The sequence below is a fragment of the Pseudoduganella guangdongensis genome (assembly GCF_009857475.1).
In the GTDB taxonomy this organism is placed as follows: Bacteria; Pseudomonadota; Gammaproteobacteria; order Burkholderiales; family Burkholderiaceae_D; genus Rugamonas; species Rugamonas guangdongensis.
On the sequence record NZ_WWCJ01000012.1, the window covers coordinates 1 to 16,813 of the forward strand.

The window sequence follows — 16,813 nt, forward strand, 5'->3', positions numbered from 1 at the left end:
GGTGGCCGGCGTGCCGGGCAGCGCTCCGGCGGGCGCTTCCACGCCGCGCGCGGCTCCGCCTGCCGAGGGCGACGCCGACCCCACGCGCGACCTGAGCCACTACGTCATGCGCGGTGAAAAGCCCACCATGGCCGAGGTGATCAAGCGCCTGCACGAAAACGGCGTGCACACCGGCCTGGGCGCCTTCAATCCGCCCGGCACCCGCCCGCCGCTGGTGGGTCTGGCAGTGCCGAAGGATTTTCCGCTGCCGGAAGGCTATGTGCGCCACCACCAGGTCACCGACGATGGCCAGGTGATCGAGCCTGTGCTCATGTTCGCGCCCGGCTTCCAGCTGTATGACGGCGCGCGCCAGGCCATCCCCATGCCGGCCGACCGCGTGGTGCCGCCGGAACTGGCGCCGCCCGGCTTGCCGCTGCGGCGTATCGTCATTCCCCCTCCTGTGGAATCCTCCGGACGATGAAAATACTTGCCTGTATCCTGGCCAGCGCCATCATGGCGGCGGCCTATGCGCGCGGTGGCGCGGGTTGGGTGTTCGGCTTTGTGCTGCTGGCACCCTGGCTGGTGGCGCTGGACGCGCTGCAGCAGCGCCGTTCGCCGCTTGGCACGCTCTTGTGCGCCTGGGCCATGTCGGTGGCGTTCAGCGCCGCCGCCTTTGCCTGGTTCGGCGGCGCACTCGGGCGCTACACGCAGCTGGGCGAGGCGGCGGGCATCGCATTGCTGCTGCTGGCGGCGCCGCTGTTCCAGCCGCAGTTCCTGGCGTACGCGCTGGCGCGCTATTACACGCGGCGCGCGGCGGGCGTGCTGCCGGCGCTGGCGGCGGCGGCGTCCTGGGTGGCGTGCGAGCACTTTGTGCCGCGCATCCTGGGCGACACGCTCGGCTACGGGCTGTATCCATCACCCTTGCTGCGCCAGGCGGCGGACCTGGGCGGCGCGGCCGGATTGACCCTGCTGCTCTTGCTGGCCAATGAAGGCGTGGCGGGCGCGTTCGCGCGCTACCGCAGCGGCTGGCGCGCCATGGCCAGGCCGTTGGCGCTGGCAGCGCTGGTGCCGCTTGGGCTGGCGGCCTACGGCTGGCACGCCTTGTCCGGCGCTGGAAACGGCTCCGGCCCCGGCGCGGCTGCCGCCGGCAAGCCTTTGCGCATGGCCCTGATCCAGGCCAACATCGTCGACTACGAGGCGCAGCGGCAGCAGAAGGGCGCATACGCCTTTGTGCGCGAGCTGCTCGACCAGCATTTTGCGATGAGCCACGACGCCGTCACGCGCCAGCGCGCCGAGGCTTTGCTGTGGACCGAGACCGCCTACCCGACCACCTTCGGCCATCCGAAAAGCGAGGCCGGGGCCGAGTTCGACGCCGAGATCCGGGCCTTTGCCGACGCGGCCGGGGTGCCCCTGGTGTTTGGCACCTATGCGCGCGACGGCGCGGGTGAGTACAATGCGGCGGCCTTCCTGGAGCCCGGACGCGGCCTGGCGGGCTTCTACCGCAAGACGCATCTTTTCCCCCTGACCGAGTACCTGCCGACCTGGCTCGACGGGGCGATGGCGCGCCGCTGGCTGCCGTGGGCCGGCCATTGGCTGCCGGGCAATGGCGCGCGCGTCATGCCGCTGCGCCTGGCCGATGGCCGCGAGATTCCGGTGCTGCCCCTGATTTGCCGCGACGATGTCGATACGGAGCTGGCGATTGCCGGCGCGCGGCAGGGCGCGCAAGTGATCCTGGCCATGTCGAATGATTCCTGGTTCGGCGCCGGCGGGCAGGGGGCCCGGCTGCACCAGGCCGCGGCGGCATTCCGCAGCATCGAGACGCGCTTGCCGCAGTTCCGCGTCACCACCAATGGCTATAGCGCGGCTTACGATGCGTATGGCGAAGTACTGGCGGGGGCGGGGCTTGGCAGCGCCGGGCTGGTGGTGGCCGACCTGCCGCTGCGCCAGCCTGCACCCACGCTCATGGTGCGCTGGGGCGACTGGGTCGGGCTGGCGGCAGCGGCCTTCCTGCTGGTGCTGGCGGCACGCGCGCTGGCGGCAGCCTGGCAGGGGCGGCGCGGCGCGGGTGGGGTGCGCGGCGCCGCGTCGGCGGCGCAGTTCCCGCTGCGCGTCTTTGTGCTGCCGCCGGCGGCCCGCATCGCGGCGGGCACGGCGCGCCTGGTCGCGCGGGCCGGCCTGCTGGCCATGTGCCTGGCCATGCTGCTGAACGACACCCTGCGCAACAACACGCTGGCGCAGCTGCGCCTGATCGCTGTGCTGTTTGTGCTGCCGGAGGCGATTGCCTGGTGCCTGCTGATGGCGTTCTCGGCCCAGGCCTCGCTGGCGAACGGGCGCCTGCTGCTGGCGCGCGGAGCGCAGCGGCTGGAAATCGACCTGGCGCACCTGGCGGCGCTCACGCCGTGGCGCTTGCCGCTGCCCGGGCCGGGCGTGGACCTGCAACTGGCGGGGCAAGGCCGCTGGCGCTACGGCCTGGCCGTGCCGGACGCGGCACGCTTTGCCGCCGCGCTGGGGCAGCGTGCGGCCGTGCGCGGCGCCGATTTGCTCGACGTGTACACGCAGGCGCGCCTGGCGCTGGGCCGCTGGCGCCTGGACCATCCGTTGGCGAAATTCGTGCTGCTGCCGCTGGTGCTCGCGCTGCCGGCCTTCCACCTGCACCAGCGCATCGCCTACGGCAGCGCGTTCGGCGAGTACTACAGCTTTGGACTGCAAGCCTACCTGATGGCGTTTGGCCTGTGGTGGGCCGCGTGGGCGATTGGCGTCATTCTCGGCGCCACGCTGCTGCGCACCGTGATCGAAGGCGGCTCGCTGCTGGCGGCGGCGCTGCGTCCGGGCCAGGCCAGCCAGGTGCGCGGCGGCCTGCAGAATGCGGCCCATGCGGCGCTGTACCTTGGGCTGCCGGCCTGGCTGCTGTGGCGCATACTGGGGGCGTGAGGCGTTGAGCGCGCTGAATGCGCGAAAGGTGCCTTAGGCGGTGGGCCGGATTGCGAATGGCCCGGTGGCCGGCGCCGGCTCCGTCTCGTCCAGCACAGCGACTTGCTTAACACGCGCCGCCGGCGGCCCCTGGTGCGCCCAGGCGATGATGGCCTCAAGGGCGTCGTCGGGGCCGTGCACGCTGGCCTCCACCGCGCCATTGGCGCGGTTGCGCACCCAGCCCGCCAGGCCCAGCGCCGTTGCCCGTTCAGAAAAAGCGTAGCGGTAGCCCACGCCCTGCACCCGGCCTTCGATCAGGAGTCGCTTGGCGCGCATTCCAGCCTCCAGTTCACGCGGTTGCGGCCCGACTCCTTGGCGCGGTACAGCGCCTCGTCGGCCGCGTCGAACAGCGCGGGGGCGTCCTCGGCGCCGCCGGCCGCCATGGTGGCGCCGCCGATGCTCACCGTCAGCACCGGGCTGACGGTTGAACGCTCGTGCGGCACCAGCAGCTGCGCCACCGCCTCGCGCAAGGCCTCGGCCACGAACAGCGCTTGCGCGGCGTCGGTTTCCGGCATCAGCAGCACCAGCTCCTCGCCGCCGTAGCGCGCCGCCAGGTCGCTCGGGCGGCGCATGGCGCTGCGGGCTTCGCGCGCCACGGCCCGCAGCACGCGGTCGCCGGCCGGGTGGCCGTAATGGTCGTTGTACTGCTTGAAGGCGTCGATATCCAGGATGGCGACCGACAGCGCATGCTGGTGGCGCCGCGCGCGCTCCCATTCCACGGCGTAGATGTCGTCGAAACGGCGCCGGTTGGCCAGCTCCGTCAGGCCGTCCATATGGGCCAGGTGCTCCAGCAGGCGGCGCTGGCGCACTACTTGCAGGTGAGTGGCGACGCGCGCCATGACCACGGTGCTGTTGAATGGCTTGGTGATGTAGTCGGCCGCGCCCAGTTTCAGGCCGCGCGCCTCGTCCTCCGGGCGTCCCATGCCGGTGATGAAAATGACTTCGATATGGGCGGTGGCGGGGTCGGCGCGCAGGCGGCGCAGCACTTCGTAGCCGTCCATGTCGGGCAGCATCACGTCCAGCATCACCAGGTCCGGCAGGTGGCGCTGGGCGCGCTCCAGCGCCTGTTCGCCGGATTTGGCCAGCAGCACGACGTGGTCGGGCTTGAGCAGGGTCGCCAGGACCTGGCGGTTGATGCCGTCGTCGTCCGCGATCAGGACCTTTTGCGCTTCCCCGTTCATCGGTCGGTTTCCGTTTCCACCTGCAGCCGGCGCGCCAGCTCGGCCAGCGGCGCCAAAGCCTCATGATATTCGATTTCATCCACCGCGCGCTGCATGCGCGCCACCAGGCCGCCGTGCGGCGAGGCGGCCAGCAGGGCCGCCAGTTCGGTCAGCACATCCTCGGCGCGCGCGTCGTCGGCGCGCAAATGCGATTCCAGCGCGCGCAGCAGGCTGGCCAGGTCCGCCGCGCCGCTGGCGTCGCCGGCGTCGGCGTTGCTGGCGGCAGGCTGCAGGGCGTTGGCGAAGCCGGCCAGGATGTGGGCCAGCACCTGCGCCATCTCGCGCGCCTCGGCCAGGCAGCGCTCGGGACGGCCGTCGCGCACGCCGGCCTCCACGATGTCGGCCAACTGCGCCAGGCCTGGCGCGCCCAGGTAGGTGGCGCTGGACTTCAGGTTATGCGCCAGGCGCTCGACCGGGCCCCAGCTGCCGCCGGCCAGCGCGGCCTCCAGCTGGGCCGGGCCGTCGCCGTACTCGTTGCAGAAGCTGCGCATGCGGCGCGCCAGCACGGACGGCTGGCGGTCGGCGCGCGCCAGGGCGTAGTGCCAGTCGACGCCGGCCAGTGGCGGGTAGGCCAGCGCCGGCGGCGCGCCGGCTGCGCCCGGGGCGGCCGGCGGCGCTTCGGGCAGGGTGCGCCCGACCAGGCGCGCCGGGTCGATCCAGTGCAGCAGGGCGCGGAACAGCAGGTCGGGGTCGATCGGCTTGGTGATATGGCCGTTCATGCCGGCCGCCAGGCTCTTGGCCTCGTCCTCCGGCATGGCGTGCGCGGTCATGGCCAGGATCGGCGGCTGGCGCAGGCCGGGCAGGGCGCGGATCTGGCGCGCGGCAGTCAGGCCGTCCATCTCGTGCATCTGCACGTCCATCAGCACCAGGTCGTAGTCGCCCTGCTGCACCATGCGCAGCGCCTCGCCGCCGTGCAGCGCGACATCGACCTGGATGCGGGCCGTGGCCAGGAAGTCGAGCGCCACTTCGCGGTTGTTGGCGTTGTCCTCCACCAGCAGGACGCGGGCCCCGGCCAGGCGCGCCAGTTCCTCGGCGGCCACGCCGCGCGCGCCTGGCGCGCCGACGGCGGCCGGGCGCGCCAGCTCGGGGCGCAGCACCTGCAGCAGGCTGTGATAGAGCAGGGCCGGGCCGACCGGCTTGGTCAGGAAGCCTTGCAGCGGCAGCTCGCCTTCCTGCTGCAGCACGGTTTCGCGGGTGCAGGCGGTGACCATCAGGATGGCCGGCGGGGCGCTGAAGCGCGGGTCGGCGTGGATGCGGTGGATGGTTTCCACCCCGTCCCAGCCCGGCATCATATAGTCCATCAGCACCACCTGGTAAGGGGCGCCGGCATCGACCGCGCGCGCCAGCATGTTCAGCGACTGCTCGCCGGAACTGGCGCTGTGCGCCGCCACGCCGAAGGAGCCCAGCATCTCGACCAGGGCTTCGCGCGCGCTGGCGCTGTCGTCCACCACCAGCACGCGCGCCTGCTGCAGCGCGCTCGCGGGCAGGGCCACGGTGGCGGCGGCGGCGTCGCCCACGCCCAGCTTGACGGTGAAGCTGAAGCGGCTGCCGACGCCGGGCGTGCTGGTGACCTTGATGCTGCCGCCCATCAGCTCGACCAGCTGGCGCGAAATGCTCAGGCCCAGGCCGGTGCCGCCGTACTTGCGGGTGATCGAGCTGTCGGCCTGGCTGAAGGACTGGAACAGGCGCGCCAGCTGGTCCTCGTCCATGCCGATGCCGGTATCGCTGACGCTGAAGGTGAGCAGCGCGCCGTCGGCGCTGTGCTCGACCAGCTTGACCGCCACCACGATCTCGCCGCGCTCGGTGAACTTGACGGCGTTGCCGGCCAGGTTGATCAAGACCTGGCCCAGGCGCAGCGGGTCGCCCACCAGTTTGTGCGGCACGCCGCGTTCCACGCGGAACACCAGCTCCACCTTGCGCGCGTCGGTCTTGACCGCGGTCAGGGTGGACAGGTGGTCCAGCATTTCGTCCAGGTCGAACGGCACTTTTTCCAGCGCCAGCTTGCCCGCCTCGATCTTGGAAAAATCGAGGATGTCGTTGATCACGCCCAGCAAATGCTCGCCCGCGCCGAGGATCTTGGACAGGTAGTTGCGCTGCTTGGGCGACGGGTCGCTCATCAGGGCGAGGCGGCTCATGCCGATGATGGCGTTCATCGGGGTGCGGATTTCGTGGCTCATATTGGCCAGGAAGTCGGACTTGAGGCGGGTCGCCGCCTCGGCGCGCAGCATGGCGTTCTGCATGGCCTTGGTGCGCAGGCCGAGGATGCGCATGAACACCAGCATGTCGAAGGCATTGCCGAACTGCAGGGCGTGCATGGTCCAGAAATTGGCGGCCAACTTGCCGCTGATAACCTGGCTTAGCACCACCGAGGAGGCGAAGCTGACCGCCCAGCCGACCAGGAAGTAAATGCCGACCGTGTCGCCGCGCCGCGCGCGCAGGAAGGCGCCGGGCAGGCCAAGCAGCATGGGCAGCAGGCCGAGGGTGCTGACAAAGACCACCAGCACTTCCACGCTGAACAGGTCGAAGCTGTAGGCCAGCGCACACAGGGCGGCCAGGGCGGCGCCGCCTTTCATCAGGCGCGAGAAGATGCGGTCGACGCCGGGGCGCGCCAGCGCCTGCTCGACGAACAGGTAGCCGCCGCACGAGGCCATCAGGGCGAACAGGCCGCCGGCGTGCAAGGTCATCCAGACATTGTCGCGCCACAGGTACTGGCTGCCCAAGCCGAAGAACTCGAGCGAGAACAGGGTGGTGCCGGCGATCAGCAAGGCGAACTTGCCGAACAGCGGCTCGCGCAGGTTGACCCACTGCGCCAGGCTATACAGCAGCAGGCACAGGCTCAGGCCCAGCAGCATCCCCTGCAGCATCTGCTCGGCCAGCGCTGCGGCGTGGTAGCGCGCCGGCTTGGAAAAGCGGATCGGCAGGATCATGGAGCCGATGTTCTCGATGCGCAGCAGGACGACGTGCTCCATGCCGGGCTTGAGGCGCAGCGCGGCGGCGGGCGTGCGTCCGCCGCCATCGGGCACCGTGACCGGCTGCAGGTTGCCGCTCACCGTGTGGCTGTGCAGGATGCCGCCGGTGGCGGCGAAGATGTCGGCCCGGTTGATCTGCGAATAGTCGATGTGCAGCATCCATTCGCCGCTGGCCTCGGCCGGCACCGCGACGGGAATGCGCACCCACACCACGGCGTCCTTGTGCACGCCAAGCGTGGCGTAGGCCGACTCCGGCTTGGTGAATTGCGCGCTGGCGGCCAGCGCCTCGGCGGCGCTCAACACTCCGCCCGGGTCCTTCAGGATGGTGACGGCGGGCCAGGCCTCATGCGCGCCGCTGCGCTCGTCCAGCACCAGTGGCGCGGCGGCGTGCGCCGGCGCGCACAGCAGCACTGCCAGCAGGCAGGCCAGGCGCGCCATCCACTGCACCGCGGCGTTCAGCATGGCTGGCCGCCTGGCGCGGCGCGGCGTGCCTTGCGGCCGGCCAGGCGCGCCTCCAGCGCGTTCATCCAGCGCGGCGCCTTGGGGTCGTCGCCCCAGGCGCGCACGGTGTGGCCGACCTGGTTCAGCAGGGCGGGCGGAAGTTTGAGGGGGCGGGTCTGGTTCATCAGGAATTTGACGGTGAACTGGTAGCCGACGATGCGCGTCATCATGCGGCAGATCGAGAAGCCGGGCAAGGCCAGGCGCACCACGCTGTCGATGGCGCGCGCCAGCCCCATGCCGGCGCCGAACAAGGCGCGCGAGAGCAGGTTGACGCGCTGGTCCAGCGCCAGGTCGATGCGCGCCGCGTCGCCGCACAGGTAGCGTGTGAGCAGCACGGGGAATGGTTTCAGGAGCCGCAGCGGGATCTGGTCCTGCATCGCCCGCATCAGGGCCGCACCGAGCGCCGGGCGCGGGTCGGGCAGGAAGGGCGACTGGCGGCCGCGCGCCTGCAGCGCCGCGAAGCTGGCCTCGGCCTGCGCCATGTCGTGCGTCAAGAGGCCGTCCTCGATGCCGAGCACGTGGCCCACCACGTTCCAGGCATGCAGGTAGGCTTCCTCGTCCTGCGGCGCCAGGCCCAGGCCGAGCCGGCGCAGGCCGCGCAGGAAGATGTAGTGGAAGGTGAGCAGGGTGTAGGCCAGCTCCTCCTGGTTGCAGGGCAGGCCGTTGGCGGGCACGTCCCAGCCATGGTTGTACAGGGTGTCGTAGAGGTGGCGGCAGGGCGCGTCCAGCGCCGGCACGGCGGCGCCGGCGGCCTGCGCCGGATTGCCGCGCACGATCAGGTGGCGGATGGTGGCGTGGATCAGGCGCACCTTGAGGATTTGCGCGATGCCGCCGCCTTGCGGGCTGGCCAGGCCGCCCTTCATCATGACCGGGAAGATCATGGCCGCCGTGGAGCGCACGCGGTAGTCGCAGTGCGCTTCCAGCTGGCCGGCCACGTGCAGCACGCCGGCCAGGTCCGGCACCACGTAGCACTCAGGCAGGCTGGCGCAGAACAGCAGGCTGCAGGACAGCATGCTCATGTCGAAGAACAGCTCCTCGGCGCGTTCGATGCGGGCCGCGTCGGCCCATGCCGGCAAGGTGGCAGCGGCAGCCAGGTAGGCCTGCAGCGCGGCAGCGATGGGCGCAGGCGTGCCGTCCGGCGCCTGCCAGCCCTGCACGTCGGCGTTGCTCTGCCACTGCGCCAGCAAGCGGTTGACGAGGGCAATGGCCTCCCACTGGCTGCCGCCGTAGCCGGCCAGGATGGCGGCGATGGTGTCGTCGGCCAGCGGATCGGCGCGCAGGGCGGCGCTCATGCCGCTGCTTTCCAGCGCGACCAGCCGCACAGCGCCGCCAGCAGCGGGATGCCCATGGCGAACAGCGCAATGGTGCGGGTCTCGATCGGGCTGCCCTGCAGCGCCTGAAAGGCCATGCTGCCGCCGTAGATCAACAGCGGCACCGCCGCGTACAGCGGCGAAACCGGTGCGCTGGCGGCGGGCGGCTGGCGCCGCAGCGTGGCGCGAAAGGCGGCGATGATGGCGAAGGAGACGGCCATCCAGCCGACAAAGCCCTGCAGGGTTTCGCCGAACCAGCCGCCGTCGGTTTTGGTCATGATCCAGGCCTTGAGCGTGAACACCATGTACGGGTCGGCGCCCAGGTCGTAGGCGGTGACCAGCATGGCGCCCAGGAAAGACATCACCAGGGTTTGCCGCAGGCCCGGCGCGCCGTCGGTGGGGGCTTGCCAGACGATCAGGTTGGAGATCACGTAGGCCACGTAGCACAGGGCGAACCACATCAGCGGAATGATGAAGGGCACGGCGCCGACGCGCGGGCCGAGCACCTCGGTGTAGGTGTAGGAGCCGAAGAACCAGCCCTGGGTGGCGCCCAGCTGCTCGGCGATCCAGCCCAGCACCACGCCGATGGCGGCGAAGCGCAGCGCGGCGCGCGGGCCCAAGAGGTGGCTGGCACTGGCCAGGCAGCAGCCGAACATCAGCACCGAACTCACCATCAGCAGCGCCGTGGTTTCACCGTAGCTGCGCCAGGCGAGCAGCGCCAGGAAAGCCGCCAGCAGAATGAGGGACAGGCGTGGCACATGGTTCTGCAGCGACTTCATGGTTCTCCTTTAAAAGCGGTAATCCAGGCGGATATCGACCGTCCTTGGCTCGCTCGGCACGGCCATGCCGAAGCTGTCGATGGTGATCGGCTGCACCTTGTTTTCCATATTCTTGACGCGCGCCAGCAGGCTCCAGGCGCCGCCGTCCGGCCGGTAGCCGAGCGTGAAGTCGCTGGCGGTGCGGGCCGGGATGCGGTACTGCAGCAGCTGGTTCGAGACGCTGATGTTATACGCCGCGCTGCGGCGCGCATTGACGCCCGCCAAAAGGGCGGCGCCTGGCAGGCGGAAAGTGTGCTCCCAGCCCAGGTTCAGCACTGAGCGCGGCGCGCGGTCCAGCGGCTGGCCGGCCCAGGACAGCACGCCGTTCGGGCGGTACGACACATAGTGCGCGTCGAGCAGGGTCAGGCCGTAGCTGAAGCGGTCGGCGCTGCCGGCGCGCACCTGGCCGTCCAGCTCCAGGCCCTTGACGCTGGCCGCGCCGGCATTCTGGGTCATGAAACGCGGCGCGCCGGCGACGATGGCCACGCCGGACAGCTGCATATTGGTGTAGTCGTAGTGGAAGACGGCCAGGTTCAGGCTGGCGCGCTTGTCCCAGAAGCGCGCTTTCAGCCCCGCTTCCCAGGATTTCAGCGTCTCGGGCTGGTAGAACAGGGCGCCGGCCGGCACCGCGACGGCGGCCGGGCACGGGAGGCCAAGCGCGCTGGAACCGGCCAGGCAGCCGTCGTTGAAGCCGCCCGACTTGTAGCCGGTGGCCAGGCTGGCATAGGCCATGGCGGCGGGCGCCAGGTCGACTTCCGCGCCCAGCTTCCAGGTGCTCTTGTGGCCCTGCACCGACGCGTTGTTCAGCACTTGCAGGTCGGTGGCCGGGTTGAACACGGGCCCCTGCTGGAAGTTGGTGCTGCCGACGCGCGATTTCCCGTCGCTGGTGTAGCGCGCGCCGGCGGTGGCGCGCAGGGCCGGCGTCAGGCTGTAGGTGAGCTGGCCGAAGGCGGCGCGGCTGCGGGCGATGGTCGGGCCGTGCGGGAACACGTAGTATGGCGGCTGCTTGAGCGCCTGCAGGCCGCGGAAGCCGTATAGCTGGTGCGACTCCTCGCGGAAGTAATACAGGCCGCCTTGCGCCTTGAGGGCGCCACTGCCAGTGCTGGACAGGCGCAGTTCGTGCGAATCCTGGCGCTGGCTGCCCTGGAAGTCCTCATGCACGCCGATCGCCAGCGTGGGCAGCGCGCGGTAGTAGAAGTTGGCGCGGAAATCGTGGTCGGCCTTGCGGTGCGAAGCCAGGTAGTGCAGGGTGGCCGGGCCCAGCTCCCACGCAAGTTCGGCGCCGGCGTTGCGCAGCGTCTTGTGGTTATAGCCCTGCTCCAGGCGGGTGTTGAACGGCTTGAAGCTGTTGGTCAGGTACTGCGCGGTGCTGGCGTCGCGCCACACCGGCTTGCCGCTGGCGACGCCGCTGAAGAAATTGGTGTCGGGGACGATGTTGTCGATATTACCGTCCAGGGTGGCGTGCTCGTAGCGCAGCAGCAGGGAGGCGGCGGGCGCCAGCGCCACTTTGGCGGACAGGCGCGCGGCGCGGTCGTCGCGGTCCTGGCCCAGTTCAAAGCCGGTGCCCTGGCCGTTGCGCAGGTAGCTGTCGTGCTTGTGCAGGGCGACGGCGGCGCGCAGCGCCAGCCAGTCGGTGGCGGGCACGTTCAGCATGCCGCTGGCGATGCGCGCGTTGTAGCTGCCCAACGCCAGGCTGGCGGCGCCTTCCAGCCGTGCCAGCGGCGCGTTGCTGATCACGTTAACCACGCCGGCGGTCGTGTTGCGGCCGTACAGGGTGCCTTGCGGGCCGCGCAGCACTTCGATGCGGTCGACGTCGAGGAAGCTCAGGGTCTGGGCTTGCGGGCGGGCGATATAGATCCCGTCCTGCATGAAGGCGGCCGAAGGGTCGCCTTTCTCGGTGGCGTCGGAATTGGAGACGCCGCGAATGGTGATGCGCAGGCCGTCGGCCGCGCCGTCCAGGTGCACGTTTGGCAGGCGCTTGCCGATGCCGGCCGCGTTGTCGATGCCCAGCTTGGCGAGCTGCTCGCCGTCCAGCACCGACATGGCGACCGGGGTGCGCGATTCGGGCGTGGCGATGCGCTGCGCGGTCACCAGGACTTCGGGCAGTTCGTTGTCGGTGTCGCTTTGCGCAAACACCGGCGCGCAAAGGGCGCTGGCGACGGCGGCCGCCAGCAAAGATGGGCGCAAGCGCGCCCTGTGATTCAACATGATGACTCTTTTGATAACGTTGCTGCGGTAACTTGCAAAGATCAAGAGTCTAACATTTCGTGTCGCTCGGAAATAGGGCGGTGTAGGCTTTCCCCGACACTGACTCCCTACGAACACCGATAGCGGCGCGCGGCGCACGGCGCAATACTGGCGGCATGCTTATCGTAAGGAAGGAGTCGATCATGCTTGTACGCAACTTTACCGTGGCCTGCACCCTGGCCTGCAGCGTGCTGGGCGTGGCCCTGGCGGCCGGCGAACCGCCGTTCGTAACGGGCGGCGTGGGTCTGGAGGAACGCAGCCAGATGCTGGCCAGCAAACCCGATTACAACGTGCGCATGACTTTTGCCACCCGTGGCAGCGGCGAGTACCGTTCGGACGTGCAGGTGGAAATCACCGACCGCGCCGGCGCTACCACGCTGCAGGCGCGCGACGCCGGTCCGCTGATGTTCGTCAACCTGGCGCCGGGACGCTACCGCGTGACCGCCACGGCGGCCGAAGGCCAGGTGCAGCGCCGCGACCTACACGTGCAGGCCGGGCGCAACAAGGATCTGGTCTTCTACTGGAACGAGCCTACGATCGTGCAGTAGACATCAGCGCGTTGAGCGGGCCGTAGGCGAAGGTTTGCTCATCGTCGATGGCACCTGTCTGCTGGAAGCGCTCCATATAGGCGCGCAGCCGGCCCAGCATGGCTTCCGCCGGGGCGGAGCCGGCGCTCAGGCGCCGCACGCCCAGTTCGGCCAGGCGCGCCGGCGGCGCCAGGTTGGGGCGCGCCAGCACATTGAGCGGCAGGCTGCAGCCTTGGACCAGGGCGGCGATCTCGCCTTCATCGGTGACGCCAGGCGCGAACAGGCCGCTGGCGCCGGCTTGCTGGTAAATGGCGGCGCGGCGCAGCGTCTCGGCGACGCGCGCGCCCGGCTCGGCTAGTCCTTTCAGGTATACGTCGCAGCGGGCGTTGATGAACAGGCGCACGCCTGCGGCATCGGCGGCGGCGCGGGCGGCGCTGATCTTGCGCGCCAACAGCTCCGGCGCGGCGCTGCCATCCTCGATATTGATGCCGACCACGCCTGCCTGCAGCAGCTGGGCGACAAACTGGCCCACCACTTCCGGGTCAGCCGAGTAGCCGTCTTCGATATCGACCGTCAACGGCAGGGCGCTGGCGCGCTCGATGTCGCGCACGGTTTCCAGCAGCAGGGCGGTGGGCAGTTGGGAACCGTCGCCATAACCGTGGCCCCAGGCCACGGCGGCGCTGCTGGTGGCGAGGGCTTTGGCGCCGGTGAGGGCGGCGATGCGGGCCGTGCCGCCGTCCCAGCAATTGGCCAGCAGCAGGATGCCTTCCTGGTGCAGGGCATGGAATTGGCTGTCGTTGCGCATATGGTCTTTTCCTTAACATTGAGGAGCAGGCCATTCTGCCACGGTTGCCGCATTCCTGCTTTGGTACAATGCGGGGTTGCCAATGATTCCCATAACGATAGTGCAAAGCCGCCAACTCTACGTCCGCCTGCTGAAAGAATTCCTGCCTTATAAATGGGCGGCCCTGGTGACCCTGCTCGGCGTGGGCGTGGCTTCGCTGACCGATGTGCTGCTGATCCGCCAGTTGCAGAACGTGGTGGACGCGGTGCAGCCGAGCGCCCTGGGCGGCGCGATGCCGCAATCGGCCATGTTAGGCGGCGTGCACGCTGTGCTGGACCGCGTGCTGCCGTCCGATCCCGCCGCGGCGGCGCTGTGGGCGATCCCGGCGCTGATCATGGCGCTGGCAGTGCTGCGCATGGTGAGCACCTTCTGCGGCGATTATGGTTCGGCGTGGCTGACCCAGCGCGTGCAGGCCAATGTGCGCGGACAGATGTTCAACCGCGTGCTGCGCCTGCCGAACCGCTATTTCGACCAGTCGTCCACCGGCACCACCTTGTCGCGCATCGCTTTCGATGCCACGCAGGTGACCCAGGCCGGCTTGAGCGTGCTGACCATCGCCGTGCGCGATTTCGTGGCAGTGGCGGGCTTCCTGACTTCCTTGTTCCAGATCGACTGGAAACTGGCGCTGTTCTGCCTGGCCTTGCTGCCGCTGGTGGCGCTGGTGGTGACGGTGGCGGCGCGCCGCATGCGCCGCCTGAGTTCCAGCGCGCAGCATGCCATGGGCGAGCTGACGCGGGTGCTGGACGAGAGCATCGGCGGTCAGCGTGTGGTGAAGATTTTCGGCGGACAGGCATATGAGCAGAAGCGCTTCGATGAGGTAGTGAACCTGAATCGCCGCCTGGCGGTGAAGCATGCCTCGACTGCGGCGATGAATTCGGGCCTGATCATGCTGATGGTGGGGGCGACGTTGTCGGCGGTGATCTATTACGCTTTGCTGCGGGCGCAGGAGGGGGCGCTGACGCCGGGCGCTTTCGTGGCCTTCATTACCTGCCTGATGGCGATGCAGACGCCAATCAAGAACCTGACCAAGCTGAATGAGCCGCTGCAGCGCGGGCTGGCGGCGGCGGAGTCGGTGTTCGGTTTGATTGATGCCCCGTTGGAGGCGGATACGGGTACGCGCTCGCTGGCGCGCGCCCAGGGCCGCATCGTGCTGGAGGATGTGGGCTTCCGCTATAACCTGGATGATAACGAGGCGGCACCGGCGCTGCGTTCGGTGTCGCTGGATATTCCTGCCGGTGAAACCGTGGCGCTGGTGGGCGGTTCGGGCAGCGGTAAGACGACCTTGGCCAGCTTGCTGCCGCGCTTCTACGATGTGGCCAGCGGTCGCATCCTGCTCGATGGCGTCGACTTGCGCGAGTACCGTTTGCCGGACCTGCGCAGCCAGATTGCGTTGGTGAGCCAGGATGTGGTGCTGTTCAATGACACGCTGGCGGCAAATATCGCTTACGGCGACCCGACGCCGGATCTGGGGCGCGTGGAGGCGGCGGCGCGTGCGGCTTATGCGCACGAGTTCATCATGCGCCAGCCGCAGGGGTACCAGACCGAAGTCGGCGAGAATGGACTGCGTTTGTCCGGCGGCCAGCGTCAGCGCCTCGCGATCGCGCGGGCGTTGTACAAAGATGCGCCGATCCTGATCCTGGACGAGGCGACCAGCGCGCTGGATACGGAGTCGGAACGCCAGGTGCAGGCGGCGCTTGAGAAGCTGATGCAGGGCCGTACCACGGTGGTGATCGCGCACCGCCTCTCCACCATCGAAAACGCCGACCGCATCGTGGTCATGGCGGCGGGCAGCATCGCGGAGCAGGGCACCCACGAGGCGCTCCTCGAAAAAGGCGGCATTTACGCGCGTCTGTATCAGACCCAAAAGCAGTTGGACCAATAAGTGCGAGCACCCCGACATACCTGTCGCGCAAAACGGGGAATCTCTTAAACGCTCTTATTCACTCTTTTTTTCTCTTATTCGGTCTTGTTTGCTCTTGAATACGCGGGTGGTCTTGCGTAGTGTTAAGGCCCGTTTCCACTCATTATCGTTGGGGAAGCGAACCCACACGGTGGTCCAGGCGTTTCGGCAGTTTCCACTCACTGCGTTCACAAACTGGGCTGGCGAAACGCTTTGACCGTCAAAGAGGATATCGCGTCCTTCAACGCGAGCCAGGTAGCTGGTCCGTCGATAGACATTTCGCAGTAGGGTACCGGCGGGCAGAAAAACGTCTTTCCACTGATACCCGTCGATTGTGGTGGCTGAGGCCTTTGCCTTCTTATCGGAAATGCCGGCCATCCATTCGCTGATGACGCGATCGACCACGACGTACATTTCCTCTTCGATCCCATGCTCATACATAAAGTTGCCCAGCGACTGGTAAGTTTCGAGCGATGCGGGCAGGCTGAATAATAAATGGGTCATGGCGACTCTCCCTCTTTCACGTTGGAATGCCGATTTAGACCAATTTAAGAGCGAAATAGTTCAAACAAGAGAAAAAAAGAGTGATTAAGAGCGAATAAGAAATTCCAGGGTTTTCGGGCGTCGCCTCTCAGTGCTCCAAGAGGTAGGCCGCCATATCGCGCGCGTCGCGTTCGCTGACGCCCAGTGGCGGCATGCTGCTACCGGGTTTGACCTCCTGCGGCGCCATGATCCAGCGTATGAGATTTTCCTCGGTGCGCGGCAATTTTCCGGCGATGAAGGCGCGCTGTCCGAGACCATCCAGGTTCGGACCGACAAAGGTTTGTGGCCCCGTCACGCCAGGAAGCAGGTGGCAGGAATGGCAGGCGTACTGCGTCAGCGCCAATCTCCCGCGCGCGCGATTGCCGCCGGTGGGGGCGTTGCTGCCGCTGACGTCCACTGGCTGCGCAGTCGATGGCGGCGCCACCGCGATCTCCTGGTAAGCAGCCGGCGTCATGCCCGGCAGCGCGCCAAGGAAAGCCACGATATCCCAGATCTCCTGTTCCGGCAGGTGAAAGCCCCAAGCCGGCATCCCGCTCATCTTGATCCCCTTGGCGGTAATCCAGTACAGCTCGCGCGGCCTCCAACGGCGCGCCGCATCGGCAAGCGGCCCAGGCACCGGCTGCATGCTTAACCCGATCGCCCCCTGCGCCACACCCGGCCCGCCATGACACTGCTCGCAACTGCGCCGGAACGCCGCCCCCCCGCGCGCAACTGCTTGCGCGGCCGGCTCCGGCGCTTGAATGCCCCTCGCATGGAAGCGCACCGACTGTTGCATGCCCCGTTCCAGCAGTGTATGCACAAACTGGAAATGCGGCCGAACCGCCGACGCGTCATACCACCCGGCCTGCAGCACCAGCGCTGCGCCAAGCAGCGCAACCAGCAAGGCGAGGCACAAGGACGCACCAGCGATGGCAAGAAGGCGACGCACAGTCGGGAAAAGGTTGATGATGTCTGCGGTGGATTATAGGAGCCGGCAGCGGAAAGG

13 protein-coding genes are annotated in these 16,813 nt (G+C 68.6%); 4 read left to right on the forward strand and 9 right to left on the reverse strand.

Annotation, left to right across the window (positions count from 1 at the left end; genetic code table 11):
• Together GTP41_RS17210 and lnt are read left to right on the forward strand one after the other, a co-directional pair.
• On the forward strand, positions 1-460 hold a 460-nt coding region (locus tag GTP41_RS17210), incomplete at its 5' end, for a hypothetical protein (RefSeq protein ID WP_229502930.1).
• Positions 457-2,910 (forward strand): apolipoprotein N-acyltransferase, encoded by a 2,454-nt coding sequence (gene lnt / locus GTP41_RS17215; RefSeq protein ID WP_202419777.1) that lies wholly within the window; start codon positions 457-459, stop codon positions 2,908-2,910. The genes GTP41_RS17210 and lnt, both read left to right, overlap by 4 nt.
• A gap of 33 nt (positions 2,911-2,943) precedes the next feature.
• On the opposite strand, the gene GTP41_RS17220 is transcribed toward lnt, so the two are convergent.
• From GTP41_RS17220 to GTP41_RS17245, 6 genes are read right to left on the reverse strand one after another with little or no spacing between them, the layout of a single operon-like run.
• On the reverse strand, positions 2,944-3,225 hold the full coding sequence (locus GTP41_RS17220; protein ID WP_161026813.1) for an acylphosphatase: 282 nt from the start codon (positions 3,223-3,225) through the stop codon (positions 2,944-2,946).
• On the reverse strand, positions 3,204-4,130 hold the full coding sequence (locus tag GTP41_RS17225) for a diguanylate cyclase (RefSeq protein ID WP_161026814.1): 927 nt from the start codon (positions 4,128-4,130) through the stop codon (positions 3,204-3,206). The genes GTP41_RS17220 and GTP41_RS17225 overlap by 22 nt, the downstream gene beginning before the upstream one ends.
• Positions 4,127-7,600 (reverse strand): hybrid sensor histidine kinase/response regulator, encoded by a 3,474-nt coding sequence (locus GTP41_RS17230; RefSeq protein WP_229502931.1) that lies wholly within the window; start codon positions 7,598-7,600, stop codon positions 4,127-4,129. The genes GTP41_RS17225 and GTP41_RS17230 overlap by 4 nt, the downstream gene beginning before the upstream one ends.
• Positions 7,594-8,931, reverse strand: coding sequence for an oxygenase MpaB family protein (locus tag GTP41_RS17235; protein ID WP_161026815.1), 1,338 nt, complete (start codon positions 8,929-8,931; stop codon positions 7,594-7,596). Before GTP41_RS17235 ends, GTP41_RS17230 begins: the two co-directional genes overlap by 7 nt.
• The gene (locus tag GTP41_RS17240; RefSeq protein ID WP_161026816.1) at positions 8,928-9,728 is read right to left on the reverse strand and encodes a carotenoid biosynthesis protein; all 801 of its coding nucleotides are present in this window, start codon (positions 9,726-9,728) and stop codon (positions 8,928-8,930) included. The genes GTP41_RS17235 and GTP41_RS17240 overlap by 4 nt, the downstream gene beginning before the upstream one ends.
• A gap of 9 nt (positions 9,729-9,737) precedes the next feature.
• On the reverse strand, positions 9,738-11,975 hold the full coding sequence (locus GTP41_RS17245; protein WP_161026817.1) for a TonB-dependent receptor: 2,238 nt from the start codon (positions 11,973-11,975) through the stop codon (positions 9,738-9,740).
• 182 nt (positions 11,976-12,157) lie between these two features.
• On the opposite strand from GTP41_RS17245, the gene GTP41_RS17250 reads away from it, so the two are divergent.
• On the forward strand, positions 12,158-12,562 hold the full coding sequence (locus GTP41_RS17250; RefSeq protein WP_161026818.1) for a flagellar hook assembly protein FlgD: 405 nt from the start codon (positions 12,158-12,160) through the stop codon (positions 12,560-12,562).
• Here the strand turns inward: GTP41_RS17250 and GTP41_RS17255 are convergent.
• A complete protein-coding gene (locus tag GTP41_RS17255; protein WP_161026819.1) occupies positions 12,546-13,346 on the reverse strand; it encodes an isocitrate lyase/PEP mutase family protein in 801 nt (266 codons plus the stop codon). The two genes, GTP41_RS17250 and GTP41_RS17255, sit on opposite strands and share 17 nt — an antisense overlap.
• A 100-nt stretch (positions 13,347-13,446) precedes the next feature.
• Between GTP41_RS17255 and msbA the strand changes: the two genes are divergently transcribed.
• Positions 13,447-15,267 carry a lipid A export permease/ATP-binding protein MsbA gene (gene msbA / locus GTP41_RS17260; protein WP_161026820.1) on the forward strand — a complete coding sequence of 607 codons (1,821 nt, stop codon included), beginning with the start codon at positions 13,447-13,449 and terminating at the stop codon, positions 15,265-15,267.
• Positions 15,268-15,321: 54 nt separating this feature from the next.
• Here msbA and GTP41_RS17265 read toward each other — a convergent pair whose 3' ends face one another.
• Both GTP41_RS17265 and GTP41_RS17270 read right to left on the reverse strand, forming a co-directional pair.
• Complete coding sequence (locus tag GTP41_RS17265) at positions 15,322-15,789, reverse strand: hypothetical protein (RefSeq protein ID WP_161026821.1); 468 nt, start codon at positions 15,787-15,789, stop codon at positions 15,322-15,324.
• A gap of 127 nt (positions 15,790-15,916) precedes the next feature.
• The gene (locus GTP41_RS17270; RefSeq protein WP_229502932.1) at positions 15,917-16,711 is read right to left on the reverse strand and encodes a c-type cytochrome; all 795 of its coding nucleotides are present in this window, start codon (positions 16,709-16,711) and stop codon (positions 15,917-15,919) included.
• Positions 16,712-16,813: the final 102 nt, after the last annotated feature.

Excerpts from the sequence above, each read along its gene's own strand:
- GTP41_RS17245 (WP_161026817.1), bottom strand. The coding sequence starts at position 11,975 with ATGTTGAATCACAGGGCGCGCTTGCGCCCATCTTTGCTGGCGGCCGCC.
- GTP41_RS17255 (WP_161026819.1), bottom strand. The coding sequence starts at position 13,346 with ATGCGCAACGACAGCCAATTCCATGCCCTGCACCAGGAAGGCATCCTG.
- GTP41_RS17240 (WP_161026816.1), bottom strand. The coding sequence starts at position 9,728 with ATGAAGTCGCTGCAGAACCATGTGCCACGCCTGTCCCTCATTCTGCTG.
- GTP41_RS17225 (WP_161026814.1), bottom strand. The coding sequence starts at position 4,130 with ATGAACGGGGAAGCGCAAAAGGTCCTGATCGCGGACGACGACGGCATC.
- GTP41_RS17250 (WP_161026818.1), top strand. The coding sequence starts at position 12,158 with ATGCTTGTACGCAACTTTACCGTGGCCTGCACCCTGGCCTGCAGCGTG.
- GTP41_RS17265 (WP_161026821.1), bottom strand. The coding sequence starts at position 15,789 with ATGACCCATTTATTATTCAGCCTGCCCGCATCGCTCGAAACTTACCAG.
- GTP41_RS17235 (WP_161026815.1), bottom strand. The coding sequence starts at position 8,931 with ATGAGCGCCGCCCTGCGCGCCGATCCGCTGGCCGACGACACCATCGCC.
- lnt (WP_202419777.1), top strand. The coding sequence starts at position 457 with ATGAAAATACTTGCCTGTATCCTGGCCAGCGCCATCATGGCGGCGGCC.
- GTP41_RS17230 (WP_229502931.1), bottom strand. The coding sequence starts at position 7,600 with ATGCTGAACGCCGCGGTGCAGTGGATGGCGCGCCTGGCCTGCCTGCTG.
- GTP41_RS17220 (WP_161026813.1), bottom strand. The coding sequence starts at position 3,225 with ATGCGCGCCAAGCGACTCCTGATCGAAGGCCGGGTGCAGGGCGTGGGC.